This is a genomic window from Streptomyces sp. NPDC020362 (genome assembly GCF_040642095.1).
GTDB lineage: Bacteria > Actinomycetota > Actinomycetes > Streptomycetales > Streptomycetaceae > Streptomyces.
This window is the reverse complement of the sequence record NZ_JBFAET010000011.1, coordinates 18,079-33,320: the sequence shown is the minus strand read 5'-3', so window position 1 is coordinate 33,320 and position 15,242 is coordinate 18,079. Positions and strand designations below refer to the sequence as shown.

Sequence of the window (15,242 nt, the reverse complement as noted above, 5' to 3'; positions counted from 1 at the left end):
GACATGACGGATGACGCAGGTCTGAGTGGGGGGCGGACGGGGAACGGCCGGCTCAGCTCGGTTGCACCCAGGAGCGTGTGGTGGCACGTGCTGGGCGTCGCCGTGATCGTCGGTGCGCCGGCCCTCGTCTCCGACCACCCCCGGTCGGCGTCCTTCGTGTTCACGAAGTTCGTCAACGGGACCGGCTGGGGGCAGCGGGCCGTACGTGGTGCTGCCGGGTCTCCTGATGGCGCGGTACACACTCACTGGGCACGACGCCTCGGCCCATATGACGGAGGAGACCCACGACGCGTCGACGGCGGGCCCGAAGGGCATCGCCCGCTCCATCCGGACGTCGCGGGTGGCGGGCTAGGTCCTGCTCCTCGGCTTCACCTTCGCCATCCGGTCCTACGACAAGGAGCCGGCCTCGCCGACCGGCGCGCCCCCCGCCCAGATCCTCCTGGACGCACTGGGAGCAACGACCGACAAGGCGCTGCTGCTGGTGGTGATCGGTGCCCAGCTCTTCTGCGGAATGGCCTCGGTGACCGCCAACAGCCGCATGATCCAGGCTTTTTCCCGTGGTCGGCGTGCTGCCCTTCTCCTGCGTCCGGCACACGGCCAGCACCCGCACCCGCACCCCTGTGGCGGCGGTCTGGCCGGCCGCGCTCGCCGCTCTCGCCCTGGGCTCCCCGACCACCTGGTGGCCGGCCTCGGCCCGCCACTGGTTCCTCGATCCGGCGCACGTCCGGGCTCGCGAGCCGGTCGAAAACTGATCACACCCACCCGCACCGGCCACCCGACGCGGCCGAGTCGCCAATACCCGATCGGAGACTCGGCCGCGTCCGGCTATGCTCGGACAGGCAACATCGCCTGGGCCCTTAGCTCAATTGGCAGAGCAGTGGACTTTTAATCCATTGGTTGTGGGTTCGAGTCCCACAGGGCCTACGGTTCGCAGGCGGGCAGCATGCCCTCCGACCTGCTGTGCGGCGCCCGATTCGGCTTCGGCCGGCTCGGGCGCCGTGGCGTTTTCGGGGCCGTGCGCGCGCGATGCGCGAGCGGAAGGCCGGGGTGGGCGAGGCAGGCGACGCCCCAGCGGCCGTCGCGATCGGCTCGTCTGAGCAGGGTGCTATGATCGGGGCCGACGCCTGTTGGGCGTAAACGGCAGCCTGTACGCGGTTGTTGGGGCCCAGCTTGATGAGGACGCAGCTGACGTGGTCCTTGACGGTGGCCGGGCACAGGGTGAGCCGATTGCCCATCTGCACGTTTGACAGGCCGTCGGACAGGAGGTCGAGCACCTCGTGTTCCCGGACGGTGAGCGGGGAACCGAGAGTTCGAGGCCGCCCGTGGGGCGGCCTCCGAGTCGTTGCCCCGTCCGGGGCCGCATCCCGGTCTACACCGAGTCGGCTGCCGGACGGTGCCTCCCGTCGACGTCGGGCTGGACCTCCATGGTGAAGGCAGCGTCCCGGTGGGTCCCCTCCCAGCCGCGCCAGACGTGCACGTGGACGGGTCTCGTGGATCCGTTGCCGTTGATGCTCCACTCGGCCCTCAGATCGCGGGCGACGAGGGCGGCGGCGTACTCGGCGTCCTGGGCCGGGTCGTCGGTGGTGATCCTTCCGCGCCACTGGCTGGGGTGGATGCCGTAGGTGCGGCACCCGTCGGAACCGTACGGTTCGTCCACCCGGTACACCCACTGTGTGGTCCCGCTCGGCGCGGGGAGCGGCATGCGCACATCGAGATGCGTGCCGTTGTGCGGACGGCCGTCGACACCGTGTCCGGCCAGGTGCCGTGCGATGACCTCGCCCGCCAGCTGCGCGTACAGCTCCATGACCCGCAGATCCTGGTCGGACGGCCGGCCGGGCTGTGACGTGTGCGTCGAGATCATCCCCATCAGCTGCCCGTTGTGATCGACCAGCGGTGTGGACTGGACCGAGCGGACCCCCGCCGAGCGGAAGATCTTCTGGTGGGGCGTGAAGGCCGGGTCGTCGCGGACGTCGTCCGAGACCGCCTGGACGCCCTGCCAGGCGGCCCGTCCGCAGACGGAGCGGCTGTCCCGGACCACCGCGAAGTGGTCGAGGAACTCGTGGCCGAAGCCGGACTGGGTGACCAGGACCAGCGAGTCGTCGCGCGGGTCCACGAACTGGATGTTCCCGAATTCGGCGCCCATGAGCGCCATCGCCCCTCCGGCGACCCGCGGGAGTACGGCGGTCAGCTGAGTGACGTCGTGCAGTTCTGCTGCCGCGTCCTGCAGGTTCTTGAGGGCCGAGGGCTCGTCCAGGCTGAGGGCGACCCACGCGCTGAGCTGGTCGGCTCTCTCCGTGACGGCCACCTTGCGCGCCGGCCGGGGCCGGGCAGAGCGATAGGAGGCCGTGACCTGCTCCAGCGGCCTCACGAGGTTGTGAGGATGGCTCATGTGCACCACACCCTCGATCGGGTGTCTTTGCGACGAGTTTACGTCTCCTCCGCCACTCTGGACAGCCGTCCGGGGACCCGGCTCAGCGCCGGGCGGCGGATGCCGCGTACGCCCTGAGGAACGCCGCGACCCCACCCGTGATCAGGCGGTCCGTCTCCTCCTGCGGGAGGGGCAGGACGCCGTAGTGGGTGGACTGGACGATGGTGTGCGAGGTCAGGGCCATGAAATGGCCGGCCGCCAGAGCCGGGTCGCCGTGTGCGTCGAGCAGTCCGGCCTCGGCAAGGTGCGTCATCGCCTCCGTGACCGCCCGGCCGACCGGTTCCGGCCCGGCCTTGTGCCAGGCCCCGAGGACCTCCGGCGGTACGTGGTCGGCCTCGGCGTGGATGTGGCGGACCAGGGCGAAGTGGTTCGGGTAGTCGGCCATGAGACCGACGAACCCGCGGGCCAGGGAGACGAGGTCGCGTTCGAGGTCTTCGGGGTGCGGCAGACGCTCCGGGTCCAGTACCGAGCGCAGGATGGCCAGCTGGGCGTCCCGGACCTCGCCCGACGTCCAGGTCACCACGGTCTGGAAGAGCTGTGCCTTGCCACCGGGGAAGTGGTTGTAGAGCGTGCGGGTGGAGACGCCGGCCTCCGCGGCGAGGGCGTCGACCGAGGCGCGCGTGTAGCCCTCGCGGCCGAAGAGCGTGCAGGACGCGCTCGCTATGGCCATCTGCTTCTCCAGCTTGCGCGGGGAGACCTCGCGCCGCGCCCGCTCCAGCCGGGACTCGTTCGTTTCGCCCACTCTCGCCTCCTCCTGGCCCGCACTCTACCCGACTTACAACGAGCGTTGTAATTTTTACAACGCTCGTTGTACTTTGCTGGGCAGGAGGCCGCACCGGGCGGCCGACGCCCTGAGATGGGGGATTCCTGTGTCCGTTGTCAGCAACCAAGCACCGCTGCGCGTGGCCGTCATCGTCGGCAGCGTCCGTGAGGGCCGCCAGGGCCGGGCCGTCGCGGACTGGTTCCTCGGCACCGCCGCCGGCGACGCCGGCCTCGCCCTCGACGTCATCGACCTCGCGGACGTGGACCTGCCGCTGGTGCTGCCCGGGTGGGGCGGCACCCCGAGCCCCGCGGCCGCCGCCGCGCTGGAGGACGTCTCGCCGCGGCTCGCCGCCGCCGACGCGTTCGTCGTCGTCACGCCGGAGTACAACCACAGCTTCCCGGCGTCCCTGAAGAACTTCATCGACTGGCACCACGCCCAGTGGCAGGCCAAGCCCGTGGGCTTCGTGTCCTACGGCGGACTCGGCGGAGGCCTGCGCGCGGTCGAGCAGCTCCGGCTGGTCTTCGCCGAACTGCACACGGTGACCGTGCGCGACTCGGTCAGCCTGCACGGCCCCTGGTCCGGCCTCGGCAAGGACGGCGCTCCGCTGGACGCCGCCGTGTGCGCAGGCGCCGCCAAGGGCATGCTCGGCCAGCTCACCTGGTGGGGAAGGGCACTGCGGGCCGCCCGCGCCGAGCGTCCCTACACGGCCTGAGGGCCGGCCGGATGCGTACCACCGGGTCCGTCGCCGCACCGGCCCGCCCGGTGCCCGCCATGTCCGGGACGCTGCGGCGGACCGTGGTCGTCGTGGTCATCGGCTCCATGATGTCGGTGCTCGACATGACGATCGTCAACGTCGCACTGCGCCGCCTCTCGGAGTCCTTCGGTGCCCCGCTGGAGACCGTCCAGTGGACCGTCACCGCGTACACGCTGGCGCTCGCCGCCGTCATCCCGACCGCTGCCTGGGCGATGGCCCGGATCGGCGCCCGGCGCACCTATCTGACCGCGCTCACCCTGTTCACGGCCGGCTCGCTGCTCGCCGCCTGCGCCTGGGACGCGGGCAGCCTCATCGCCTTCCGCGCGGTGCAGGGGCTGGGCGGGGGGCTGCTCATGCCGGTCGGCATGGCGATGGTGATGCGGATCGCCGACCGGGAACGGCTCGGCCGGGCGATGGCCCTGCTGGGGCTGCCCGTACTGGTCGGTCCCGTGACGGGGCCGGTGCTCGGCGGATGGCTGGTCGATTCCGCGTCCTGGCGCTGGATCTTCCTGGTCAACCTGCCGGTGGGCGCGCTGGCCCTGACGCTCGCGGCCCGGCTGCTGCCCGCGGACGCGCCCCGCAGCCGCACCGCTTCCGGGCCCCGCCTGGACCTCCCCGGCCTGCTGACGCTCTCGCCCGGCCTCGCCCTGCTCCTGTACGGCCTGGCCCGCGGCGGCGAGCGCGGCGGCTTCGGGGCACCGGGCGTCCTGCTGCCCACGCTGGCCGGTGCCGCCCTCGCGGCCGCCTTCGTGTGCCGGGCGCTCACCGCGCGCGAGCCGCTGCTGGACCTCGGGCTGCTGCGCGACCGCACCTTCACCGCGGGCATCGCCACGCTCGCCCTGTTCACCTGCGGATACTTCGGGTCGATGCTGCTCGGTCCGCTGTACTGGCAGCAGGAGCGGGGGGTGAGCGCGACTGCCGCCGGGCTGTTGGGCGCGCCGGCCGGGCTCGCGGTCGGGGTGACCATGCAGATCGCGGCGCGACGGATCGACACGGTGTCGCCGCGCCGTCTGATTCCGGCCGGGATCGCGGTGGGCGCCCTGGGGATGGCCCTGGTGGGCGTGCAGGTCGGCCAGGCCGGTGTGCCCGCGTGGCGGGTCGTGGCCGCGGGCGCGGTGATGGGCATCGGCTCCGGCATGGTGCTGATGCCGACCATGACGACGGCCACCCGCGACCTGCCCGCCGACCGGGTGGCGGCGGCGAGCACCGCGCTCAGCATCAACTCCCAGCTGGGGGCGTCCGTCGGGACGGCCCTGCTGTCGGTGGTGCTGGGGTCGGCGGGCGAGGACCTCACCGGGTTCCGCCTCGCGTACGCGGTGGCCACGGCCCTGCTGGCCCTGGCGGTCCTGCCCGCGCTGTGGCTGCCCGCCCGCCGCCGGAGCTGAGCCGGGTCAGCCCGCGTTCAGCTCGCTCAACTCCGCGAGCGGCAGCGTGTGCTGGGTCTGCAGGACCTTCGCACGGAGGTAGCGCACGTTGTGCGCCGTGGTGAAGACGCCGGTCGGCACCCGGTCGCGGACGACGACGCCGAGCGCGCGCAACTGCTCCGCCTTGTCGGGGTTGTTGGACAGCAGGTCCAGCTCCCCGATGCCGAGGGCCTGCAGCATCTGCGCGGCGGCCGTGTAGTCGCGGGCGTCCTCCGGGAGCCCGAGCGCGGCGTTCGCCTCGTAGGTGTCGAGGCCCTGGTCCTGGAGGGCGTAGGCGTCGAGCTTGTTGTAGAGGCCGATGCCGCGCCCCTCCTGGCGGAGGTAGAGCAGGACGCCCCCGCGGTCGGCGATGCGCTCGACCGCCTCGCGCAGCTGGGGGCCGCAGTCGCAGCGTGCCGAGCCGAAGACGTCCCCGGTCAGGCACTCGGAGTGCAGCCGGACAAGCGGGGCGGGGCCGGGCTCACCGAGGACTACGGCGATGTGCTCCTGGCCGTCGGTGAGGCCGTGGAAGGTGACGAGTTCGGCGTCGACGCGGTAGCCGTCGGCGAAGCGCAGCGGTACCCGGACGCGGGCGCGCGGCGTGGCGGCGGGGGTGTCGGGCATGCGGGTCCCTCCGAGGCGGTTGCTTCAGTTTTGAAGCAGTGGGTCGGAGAGACCCTACCCCATGCTTAAAAGTTAAAGCAATCGATTCTCGCGCACTCCGATGTGACCCCGGTGCCGCCGTGCGCCCCGGCGCGGCTCAGGGGCCGGCAGGGCCGTCGGGGCCGGCAGGACTGGCGGGGCCGGCGGGACTGCCAGGGCTGTCGGGCCGGGACGACGAGCACGACGAACGGCGCCGCCACGGGACGTCGCCCGCCCCGGCCTCGGCGTCGTCCCCCTGCAGCCCGCGCGTGATCCCCGTGCAGATCTCCTCCAGGTGCCCCACCTGCTCCGGCGTGAGCCGGTCGAAGAGGGTCGCACGGACCGCCTCGACGTGCCCGGGCGCCGTACGCTCCAGTACGGCCATCCCCTCGTCCGTCAGCACCGCGAGCGAGCTGCGCTTGTCCGAGCAACACTCCTCGCGGCGCACCAGCCCGTCCCGCTCGAGGCGGGTCACCGCATACGTCAGCCGGCTGCGGGTGATCTTCAGCTTCTCGGCGAGGTCGGTCATCCGCAGGCGCCGGTCGGACGCCTCGGAGAGATTGGCCAGAACGGAGTAGAACAGGTGGGGCATGCCGGCCTCCTGCTGGAGCTGCCGGTCGATCGCGTCCTCCAGCAGCTGGGAGGCGGCGATGTAGGCGCGCCAGGCGCGCTGCTCCTCGGGGGTGAGCCAGCGGGTCGTCATGCCGCCAGTGTAAGTTTGTTTCAAACTTGAACCAAGACCGACAGTCCTCCGCCTCGCCAGGGAGAGCGCGCCGATGCCGTACCCGTACGTCCTGCTGTCCGCCGCCGTCTCCCTCGACGGCTACCTGGACGACACCGGCCCCGAACGGCTCCTGCTGTCCAGCCCGGCCGACTTCGACCGCGTCGACGAGGTGCGGGCCTCGGTCGATGCCATCCTCATCGGCGCCGGCACCATCCGCGCCGACAACCCGCGCCTCCTGGTGAACTCCCCCGAGCGCCGCGCGGCCCGCACGGCCGAGGGCAGGCCCGCGTACCCGCTGAAGGTCACCGTCACCGCCGGCGGCGACCTCGACCCGGCCGCGAACTTCTGGCACACGGGCGGCGAGAAGCTCGTGTACACCACCGACAAGGGCATCGAGCAGGCCTCGCGCGCCCTCGGCCGGAGTGCCGACGTGGTCTCCCTCGGCCGCGACCTCGACTGGCGCACCCTGCTGGAACACCTGCACGACGTGCGCGGCGTACGGCGCCTGATGGTCGAGGGCGGTGGCACGGTCCACACCCAGCTGCTCCAGCAGGGCCTCGCCGACGAGCTGCAGCTGGTCCTCGCCCCGCTGTTCGTCGGCGATCCGGCGGCGCCGCGCCTGTTCGGGCCCGGGTCCTACCAGGGCGGCCGCCTCCGGCTCACCGAAACCCGCCGGATCGAGGACGTCGTCCTCATGCGCTACGAGCCCACCGCCCCCGGCGCCGGCCCCGTACCCACCGCCGCCGACCACCACTGGCTGCGCACCGCCTGCGACCTGGCCGCCCTGTGCCCGCCCTCCGGAACGGCCTTCAGTGTCGGTGCGGTGGTGGTCGCCGCCGACGGCGCGGAGCTGGCGCGCGGCCACTCCCGCGAAGCCGGCGACCCCGTGGTCCACGCGGAGGAGGCGGCCCTCGCCAAGCTCGACCCGGCCGACCCGCGCCTGGCCGGTGCCACGGTCTACAGCAGCCTCGAACCCTGCACCCGCCGCGCCTCCCGGCCCGCACCCTGCGCCGAGCTGATCCTGCGGGCGGGGGTGCGCCGGGTCGTCACGGCCTGGCGGGAGCCGGACACGTTCGTGACGGCGGCCGACGGCACCGGGGTGCTGCGGGGCGCGGGCGTGGACGTCGTACTGCTGCCGGAACACGAGGGACGGGCGAAGGCGCCGAACGCGCATCTGATGGCGTGATCGGCGCCTCACGGAAACCCGTGTGCTTCGCACCCTGCGCATGACGTACACTGGAGTCACAACGACGCGGGGTGGAGCAGCTCGGTAGCTCGCTGGGCTCATAACCCAGAGGTCGCAGGTTCAAATCCTGTCCCCGCTACTGAAACTCAGGGCCGGAATCCAGCAATGGATTCCGGCCCTGAGTGTTTTCTCCGCGACCGCCCCTTCCGGGCCCCGTGAGTGCATCCCCAGCTCTGCGACCGCCCCTCGGGGCATCAAGTGGCGTACATCACGCCGGAGATCCGCTCGGTCCACAGCGGCCGCCCGCCGTGCGGGCCTCGCGACCACCCCTCGGGGTCGACGGGCGCAGCTTCCACCCCTGTGACCCACAGTGACCGGACGGCAGCCCTCCGCATAACATCTGAGTCACCATCAAAACGTTCGTGACTCCTGAACACCGGTCAACTCGCCCGTTTTCCGCCGGTCGTGCCCTGTACGTCCGCAGCGAAGAACGTTAATGATCAAGCCGAACGGCTTGGAATCTCACAGGTGGGTCTATTAACGTTCGATAACGCAGCGCGGTCGTCCCAGCCGTCACCCGAGGCGGCTCCGTGCGCACGTGCCGAATCCCGCAAGGGAACCGGGGAACCACCACCTTGGGGTGAATCGCTCGGATGCCGTCGTGAACCGTTTGGGTCCACGACCGGTATACGCGCGTAGGAGACCTTCCTGCTCCGAACCCGTCAGCTAACCCGGTAGGCGGAGGAAGGAAAGGAGCACGCCTTCGTGGCGTCCAACCGGCCTGCCCCAGAAGCCCCGTTCGTCCCGTCTCAGCGCGAGACCGAGACCTTCGGCTACGGCGACCACCGCACCGAAGAGGGCCCCTGGGAGGAGTGGAACCCCACCGAGGACTCCATCCGCCCGGTACGCGGCCGGCACCGGGTCTCCAAGCAGCGCGGCGGCGGACTCGCTCGCAGCTCCACCGTCCTCGGCGTCGGCGTGATCGCCGCCGTCGGCGCGGGTGGCATGGCGAGCGCCCACACCGGCAAGCCGCCGGTTTCCCTCTCGATGCCCGACCTGTCCTCCGTCGGCTCCCTGTTCGACGACGGCTCCTCCGCCTCCGACGCGTCCAAGGCCACCGAGGCCTCGCTCAGCAACGTCGGCGTGAACTCCGCCGACAGCGACCAGGACGGCAACGCCGGCGAGGCCCTGCGCAACCGGATCATGGCGCAGGCCGAGCAGCAGCAGAGCAAGGCCCAGAGCAAGGCCACCGCGGTCGCCCTCGCCTCCGCCGAGAAGCAGGGCGCCGCCGCGGCCGCCCAGGCCGAGAAGGAGGCCGCCGCCAAGGCCGCCGACGCCAAGGAGAAGGCCGAGGCCGCCGCCAAGAAGCAGGCCGAGGCGGAGCGCCTGGCCGAGCTGGCCAAGCAGTACAAGCTGCCGGTCGTCTCGTACACGATCACCGGAACCTTCGGCCAGCCCGGCTCGATGTGGTCCTCCGGCTACCACACCGGCCTCGACTTCGCCGCTCCCACCGGCACCCTCATCAAGGCCATCCACGGCGGCACCATCACCCAGGCGGGCTGGGCCGGCGCCTACGGCTACCGCACCGTCCTCACCCTGGACGACGGCACCGAGCTGTGGTTCTGCCACCAGTCCTCGATCGGCGTCTCCGTCGGCCAGAAGGTCAGCACCGGCGACGTCATCGGCCGCATCGGCGCCACCGGCAACGTCACCGGCCCGCACCTCCACCTGGAGGTCCACCCGAACGGTCAGGCCACCGGCATCGACCCGATGACGTGGCTGCGCGGCAAGGGCCTCAACCCCTGACCGGCCAGTCCGCCCGAGCCTGATCCATCCCCTCATCCGGTCCCCGGCAGCCCTGACGACGACCCCCCGGCGTCAGGGCTGCCGGTCGTGTGTCCCCACACCCTTCACATCCCTCCCGGAATGTCCGGGAGGGATGTGATCGTTAACCCGGACATGACCGACTCTCATGCCTCACGGCGCACACTGGGTTCCTCCGACCTCGAGGTCTTCCCACTCGCCCTCGGCGGCAACGTCTTCGGCTGGACCGCCGACGAGGACACCTCCTTCGCCGTCCTGGACGCCTACACGGCCGCCGGCGGCAACTTCGTCGACACCGCCGACGTCTACTCGGCGTGGGCCGAGGGCAACAAGGGCGGCGAGTCCGAGACGATCATCGGCAAGTGGGTCAAGGCCCGCGGCAACCGCTCCGACGTCGTCATCGCCACCAAGGTCAGCCAGCACCCCGAGTACCAGGGCTTGTCCGCGGCCAACATCAAGGCAGCCGCCGACGCCTCCCTGCGCCGCCTGGGCACCGACTACATCGACCTCTACTACACCCACTACGACAAGCCCGAGGTACCGGTCGAGGAGATCATCGGCGCCCTGGACGGCCTGGTGAAGGCGGGCAAGGTCCGGCACATCGCCGCCTCCAACATCACCCCTGAGCGGCTCCGGGCCTCCCTGGACTTCTCCGAGCGGGAGGGTCTGGCGCGGTACGTCGCCCTCCAGCCCCACTACAACCTGGTCTCCCGCGACACCTACGAGGGCCCGCTCCAGGACCTCGCCGCCCGTGCGGGCCTCGCGGCGGTCCCGTACTACGCCCTCGCCTCGGGCTTCCTCACCGGCAAGTACCGCCCCGGTACGCCGGTCGACAGCGCCCGCGCCGGTTCGGCCGCCAAGCACCTCGCATCCGAGCGCGGCCAGAGGGTCCTCACGGCACTGGACGAGATCGCAGCCGCCCACGAGGCCCCCGTGGCCACGGTCGCCCTCGCCTGGCTGGCCGCCCGGTCCACGGTGACGGCCCCCATCGCCTCGGCACGCACCCCGGAACAGCTTCCGGCGCTCCTGCGGGTGGCGGACCTGCGGCTGACCACCACCGAACTCAAAACCCTGACAGAGGCCTCAGCCTGATCCCGCCCAGCCCACCACCGCCTCCGGTCCGAGCCTGGCTGGTCCGGCGCCGCCTCCGGTCCGAGCCTGGCTGGTCCGGCGCCGGCTTCGGTCTGAGCCTGGCTGGTCCGGCGCCGGCTTCGGTCTGAGCCTGGCTGGTCCGGCGCCGGCTTCGGTCTGAGCCTGGCTGGTCCGGCGCCGCCTCCGGTCCGAGCCTGGCTGGTCCGGCGCCGGCTTCGGTCTGAGCCTGGCTGGTCCGGCGCCGGCTTCGGCTGGGCTTGGCTGGTCCACCGCCGCCTCCGGTCCGAGCCTGGCTGGTTCGGTGTCGGCTTCGGCTGGGCTTGGCTGGTCCGGCGTTGGGCTCGTGGTCTGGCTGGTTCGGTGTCGGCTTTCTGGGCATAGCTGGTCCGGTGCCGGCTTCGGCTGTTCGGCGTCCACGGCAACCTCTTCTCCGCCGCAACGGTGATCAGCCACGATGGCGCGGTCCGGCGGTGCCGAACTCTCCGCAACACCGCGCCGAGGCTCTCCGCAACACCGTGCCGAGGCTCTTCGCAGCACTCTGCCTAGGTGCGATACGGGTTGTACGCGGGGTGGGGCGCCGCCGGATAGCCGTACCAGTAGGCCACCGGCGCCCCGTACAACGGCTGGGCCGGGGCGGCCGCCATCGCGGCATGTTCCAGCGCCGGCCGGGCCACTTCCCTGCGCCGCCACAGCTCGGCCAGCAGCTCCTGCTCCCGCACGACGAAGTCGGCCCCGGCCCGCCCGCGCCGCCCCCGCTGCCGCAGGAACGCCAGCGAGGTGGCGTACGCCTCGTACTGCGCCACCGCCCGTGCAGCCGGCCGCCCCCCGAAGTGCCGACGGGCATGGTCCCGGGCCATCCGCCGCGCCCGCATCGACCCGAGCACGAAAGGCTCGGCCGGCCCCAGCCACCCGGCGCACACATACGCGGGCAGCTCCTCCCGCACGGTCCGCAGCTCCCGCTGCCGCGTCCAGACCGCCAGCCAGGTCAGCAGCCCGAACGCGGGCAGCATGAAGCCGCCGTAGACGGCGAAGAAGCCGTACTCGCCGAAGGTCGAGGAGCCGTTCCAGAAGGCGTGCATGCTCATCGCGAGCAGCAGCCCGCCGAGCGGGATCAGGACACGCCGGGCGTGCTGCCGTTCGGCCGAGAGCGCCGAGATGCCGAAGCCGATGCCCGTGAGGACGGTGAACAGGGGGTGCGCGAACGGCGACATCACGATGCGCACGAAGAAGGTGGCGGCGGTGACGGAGGCGATGCCGCGGTCGCCGGTGATCTGGTCGGTCCCGAAGGCGGTGCCCAGGTAGAGGATGTTCTCGGTGAAGGCGAACCCGGTGGCGGTGACCCCGGCTATCACGACGCCGTCGACGATCCCGGTGAAGTCCCGGCGGCGGAAGAGGAAGACCAGCAGCACGGCCGCGGCCTTGGCGGACTCCTCCACGACCGGCGCTATCACGGTCGCGCCGAGGGTGTCGGCACTGGCTGGGTCGGCGGTCGCCGTGGCGATCCATTTCGTCGCGAAACTGTTGGCGACGATGGCTATCAGCGCCGCCGCGCAGGCACCCCAGGCGAAGGCGAAGAGCAGGTTGCGCCAGGGGCCCGGCTCGACCCGGTCCAGCCACCGGAAGGCGGCTATGAGCCACGGCACGGGCAGGACGGCGAGCCCCAGTCCGACCAGGAGACCCTCCGTGCCGGTCTGTCTGCGCACGAGCGCGAGGATGACCAGACCTGACAGCGCCAGCAGCGTGATCAGCGCTCCGTAGCGCACCCACCGACGCTGCCACCAGTGCGGGTGCGCTCCGCTTCGGGGGCCGGGGGAGTAGGTCGGGTACGGAGGGCTGGTGGCCAAGGCATCGACCTCTGCTCGTTACTGGTCCTGATGCGGTACGCGGCGAAAGAGCAGATCGTTCACCACATGTCCCTTGTCCAGTCCCTGACCCTCGAAACGGGTCAGCGGCCGGAACTCGGGACGCGGCGCGAAACCGCCGTCGGCCTGGGTGTTCTCGAAGTCCGGATGCGCGGTGAGCACCTCCAGCATCTGCTCGGCATACGGCTCCCAGTCGGTCGCGCAGTGCACGATCGCCCCCGGCTTCAGCCGGGTCGCGGCCAGCGACAGGAACTCGGGCTGGATCAGGCGCCGCTTGTGGTGCCGCTTCTTGGGCCAGGGGTCCGGGAAGTAGACGCGCAGCCCGTCGAGCGAGTCGGGCCGGAGCATCTCCCTGAGCAGGATGATGGCGTCCCCGTTGCCCACCCGGACGTTGGACAGGCCGTTCTGGTCGGCGAGATTGAGCAGATTCCCCTGCCCCGGCGTGTGCACGTCGACGGCGAGGATGTTGGTGTCCGGGTCCCCGGCGGCCATCTGCGCGGTCGCCTCGCCCATCCCGAACCCGATTTCGAGGACGACGGGACGATCGTTCCCGAACATCTCTTCGAAATCAATGACGTGCTGCCCGTCGATGTCCAATCCCCATGTGGGCCACAGCCGCTGCAGCGCATCGGCCTGTCCGGCCGTCACCCGGCTCCGGCGCGGCTGAAAGCTCCGGATCCGCCGCTCGAAGTGCGACCCGGCGGGATCGGCCTTGGGCCCGTCCGGAAACCGGGGCTCCCCCTTGTCCCGGGTGTGCCGAACGGAGACACCGGGGACGTGCGCGGACGGCGACGGGCCGGTGGCGGGCCGCTGGGCTTCGGGGGCATTCAGGGAGTCAGACACAGTGAGACCGATTTTACGGCGCCTCCTCGGCACCCCGAGCCGACCGGCCCAGCACCCTTCCGGCACCCCGAGCCGCCCCGTCCAGCATGCTTCCGTCCCACCGAGTCGGCCGGCCCAGCACCCTTTCGGCCCCCGGGATCGGCCGGCCCAGCACGCTTCCGGTGCCCGGGATCGGCCGGCCCAGCACGCTTCCGGTGCCTCGAGCCGCCCCGTCCGGCACCTTTTCGGCCCACCGAGCCGATCGGTCCGGCACGTTTCCGGCCCACCGAGTCGGGTGGTGGGTGGGCATCGGTCCGGGGGGCCAGGGGGCGGAGCCCCCTGGGGCGGCGTCGGCAGCGCCGGGCAGCCTCACAGCGAGCCCAGCATCTCCAGCGCCCGCCGCCCGACCTCCCTGCCGATCGGCAAGGACGCCGTGGCCGCAGGAGACGGCGCGTTCAGCACGTGCACGGCCCGAGCCCCCTCCCGGATCAGGAAGTCGTCCACCAGCGTCCCGTCCCGCAACACCGCCTGCGCCCGCACCCCGGCAGGGGCCCGCACCAGATCCCCCTCCTCCACCGCAGGCAGCAGCCTCCGCACGGCCTGCAGAAACGCCCCCTTCGACACCGACCGCCGCAGCTCCCCCGCCCCGTACCGCCAGTGCCGCCGCGCGATCACCCACGATCCCGGCCACGCCACCGTCCCGGCCAGCTCCCGGGGCCGTAGGTCCCCCCACCCGTACCCCTCCCGGGCCAGCGCCGGCACCGCGTTGGGCCCGATGTGCACACCCCCGTCGATCCCCCGGGTCAGATGCACCCCGAGGAACGGGAACGCCGGATCCGGCACCGGATACACCAGTCCCCGTACCAGCTCGGGCCGCGCCAGCTCGTAGTACTCCCCGCGGAACGGCACGATCCGCACCCCGGGCTCGTCCCCGGTCAGGCGTGCCACCTCGTCGCAGTACAGCCCGGCACAGTTCACCAGTACCCGCCCGCGTACGACGTCCCCGCCCGCGGTCAGCACGGCCACGCCCCGTTCCGGCCGCCGGTCCACCCGTACGACCCGCGCGCCGTACCGGATCTCCGCCCCCGAGGCCTGCGCCAGCTGCCGCGCGACGCCCACGAAGTCGCACACGCCGGTCGTGCCGACGTGTATGGCGGCCAGGCCGCGCACCTCCGGCTCGTACTCGCCGATCTGCGTGGGGCCCAGCTCCCGCACGGGAATCCCGTTCTCCCGGCCGCGCTGCACGAGTGCGTGCAGCCGCGGCAGCTCCTCCCGCTCGGTGGCGACGATCAGCTTGCCGGTGACGGCGTGCGCGATGCCGTACTCGGCGCAGAACTTCACCATCTCGGCAGCGCCCCGTACCGCGTAGCGCGCCTTGAGGGAGCCCGGCCGGTAGTAGATCCCGCTGTGGATGACCCCGCTGTTGCGCCCCGTCTGGTGCCGGGCCGGGCCCGCTTCCTTCTCCAGCACGGTCACCCGCGTACCCGGCGCGCCCCGCGTGATCGCATACGCCGTGGACAGCCCGACGATTCCGCCCCCGACCACGAGCACATCACAGTCGTACGCACCCACCCGCACCTGCACCACCTCCCACCTCGATAGTGCACTGCGCCACTGACAACGCCTTCAAACCCAGGGTGGCGGGAGCGGCCCCGCGAGGAGCGCGCGGGGCCGTGTCCGGGTGCGGCTGCGCCGCGTGGGCGCGAGCAGGCGAGGACGCCCCGCAGCTGCCGGACCACAAG

At 72.0% G+C, this 15,242-nt stretch carries 12 protein-coding genes, 2 tRNA genes, 2 pseudogenes and 1 riboswitch; of the genes and pseudogenes, 8 read left to right on the top strand and 8 right to left on the bottom strand.

Going from position 1 to position 15,242, the window contains the following annotated elements; all coding sequences use genetic code 11:
• Positions 1–72: 72 nt before the first annotated feature.
• Positions 73–752: pseudogene (locus tag AB0H32_RS07475) on the top strand (amino acid permease); the annotation flags it as partial.
• A gap of 99 nt (positions 753–851) precedes the next feature.
• Positions 852–924: transfer RNA gene (locus AB0H32_RS07470), tRNA-Lys, on the top strand.
• 218 nt (positions 925–1,142) lie between these two features.
• Here the strand turns inward: AB0H32_RS07470 and AB0H32_RS07465 are convergent.
• The 3 genes and pseudogenes from AB0H32_RS07465 to AB0H32_RS07455 all read right to left on the bottom strand — a co-directional run.
• Positions 1,143–1,460 (bottom strand): annotated as a pseudogene (locus tag AB0H32_RS07465) (helix-turn-helix transcriptional regulator); the annotation flags it as partial.
• On the bottom strand, positions 1,370–2,389 hold the full coding sequence (locus AB0H32_RS07460) for a GAF domain-containing protein (RefSeq protein WP_361115719.1): 1,020 nt from the start codon (positions 2,387–2,389) through the stop codon (positions 1,370–1,372). The pseudogene AB0H32_RS07465 and the gene AB0H32_RS07460, both read right to left, overlap by 91 nt.
• An 82-nt stretch (positions 2,390–2,471) precedes the next feature.
• Positions 2,472–3,170, bottom strand: a complete 699-nt coding sequence (locus AB0H32_RS07455) for a TetR/AcrR family transcriptional regulator (protein WP_361115716.1) — start codon at positions 3,168–3,170, stop codon at positions 2,472–2,474.
• Between the two features lie 127 nt (positions 3,171–3,297).
• On the opposite strand from AB0H32_RS07455, the gene AB0H32_RS07450 reads away from it, so the two are divergent.
• Together AB0H32_RS07450 and AB0H32_RS07445 are read left to right on the top strand one after the other, a co-directional pair.
• Positions 3,298–3,903, top strand: coding sequence for an NAD(P)H-dependent oxidoreductase (locus AB0H32_RS07450; RefSeq protein ID WP_361115713.1), 606 nt, complete (start codon positions 3,298–3,300; stop codon positions 3,901–3,903).
• An 11-nt stretch (positions 3,904–3,914) separates the two neighbouring features.
• Positions 3,915–5,330: a DHA2 family efflux MFS transporter permease subunit gene (locus AB0H32_RS07445; protein WP_361115710.1), complete on the top strand. Its 1,416-nt coding sequence runs from the start codon at positions 3,915–3,917 to the stop codon at positions 5,328–5,330.
• A 6-nt stretch (positions 5,331–5,336) separates the two neighbouring features.
• On the opposite strand, the gene ribA is transcribed toward AB0H32_RS07445, so the two are convergent.
• Positions 5,337–5,972: a GTP cyclohydrolase II gene (ribA, locus tag AB0H32_RS07440; RefSeq protein WP_361115707.1), complete on the bottom strand. Its 636-nt coding sequence runs from the start codon at positions 5,970–5,972 to the stop codon at positions 5,337–5,339.
• A gap of 136 nt (positions 5,973–6,108) precedes the next feature.
• Entirely contained in the window at positions 6,109–6,693 is a 585-nt protein-coding gene (locus AB0H32_RS07435) for a MarR family transcriptional regulator (RefSeq protein WP_361115704.1), read from the bottom strand.
• A 73-nt stretch (positions 6,694–6,766) separates the two neighbouring features.
• Here AB0H32_RS07435 and AB0H32_RS07430 point away from each other — a divergent pair, with 73 nt between their 5' ends.
• From AB0H32_RS07430 to AB0H32_RS07415, 4 genes are all read left to right on the top strand, one after another.
• The gene (locus tag AB0H32_RS07430; RefSeq protein WP_361115701.1) at positions 6,767–7,900 is read left to right on the top strand and encodes a dihydrofolate reductase family protein; all 1,134 of its coding nucleotides are present in this window, start codon (positions 6,767–6,769) and stop codon (positions 7,898–7,900) included.
• Positions 7,901–7,965: 65 nt separating this feature from the next.
• A tRNA-Met gene (locus AB0H32_RS07425) sits at positions 7,966–8,039 on the top strand.
• 450 nt (positions 8,040–8,489) lie between these two features.
• Positions 8,490–8,658: riboswitch (cyclic di-AMP (ydaO/yuaA leader) on the top strand.
• 7 nt (positions 8,659–8,665) lie between these two features.
• Complete coding sequence (locus tag AB0H32_RS07420; RefSeq protein ID WP_361115698.1) at positions 8,666–9,706, top strand: M23 family metallopeptidase; 1,041 nt, start codon at positions 8,666–8,668, stop codon at positions 9,704–9,706.
• Between the two features lie 153 nt (positions 9,707–9,859).
• On the top strand, positions 9,860–10,816 hold the full coding sequence (locus AB0H32_RS07415) for an aldo/keto reductase (RefSeq protein WP_361115695.1): 957 nt from the start codon (positions 9,860–9,862) through the stop codon (positions 10,814–10,816).
• Positions 10,817–11,358: 542 nt separating this feature from the next.
• On the opposite strand, the gene AB0H32_RS07410 is transcribed toward AB0H32_RS07415, so the two are convergent.
• The 3 genes from AB0H32_RS07410 to lhgO all read right to left on the bottom strand — a co-directional run bounded on the left by AB0H32_RS07410 (position 11,359) and on the right by lhgO (position 15,087).
• Entirely contained in the window at positions 11,359–12,660 is a 1,302-nt protein-coding gene (locus AB0H32_RS07410) for a PrsW family intramembrane metalloprotease (RefSeq protein WP_361115692.1), read from the bottom strand.
• 18 nt (positions 12,661–12,678) lie between these two features.
• Positions 12,679–13,521, bottom strand: a complete 843-nt coding sequence (trmB, locus tag AB0H32_RS07405; RefSeq protein WP_361115689.1) for a tRNA (guanosine(46)-N7)-methyltransferase TrmB — start codon at positions 13,519–13,521, stop codon at positions 12,679–12,681.
• 348 nt (positions 13,522–13,869) lie between these two features.
• Positions 13,870–15,087, bottom strand: coding sequence for an L-2-hydroxyglutarate oxidase (lhgO, locus tag AB0H32_RS07400; RefSeq protein WP_361115686.1), 1,218 nt, complete (start codon positions 15,085–15,087; stop codon positions 13,870–13,872).
• Between the last annotated feature and the right edge of the window lie 155 nt (positions 15,088–15,242).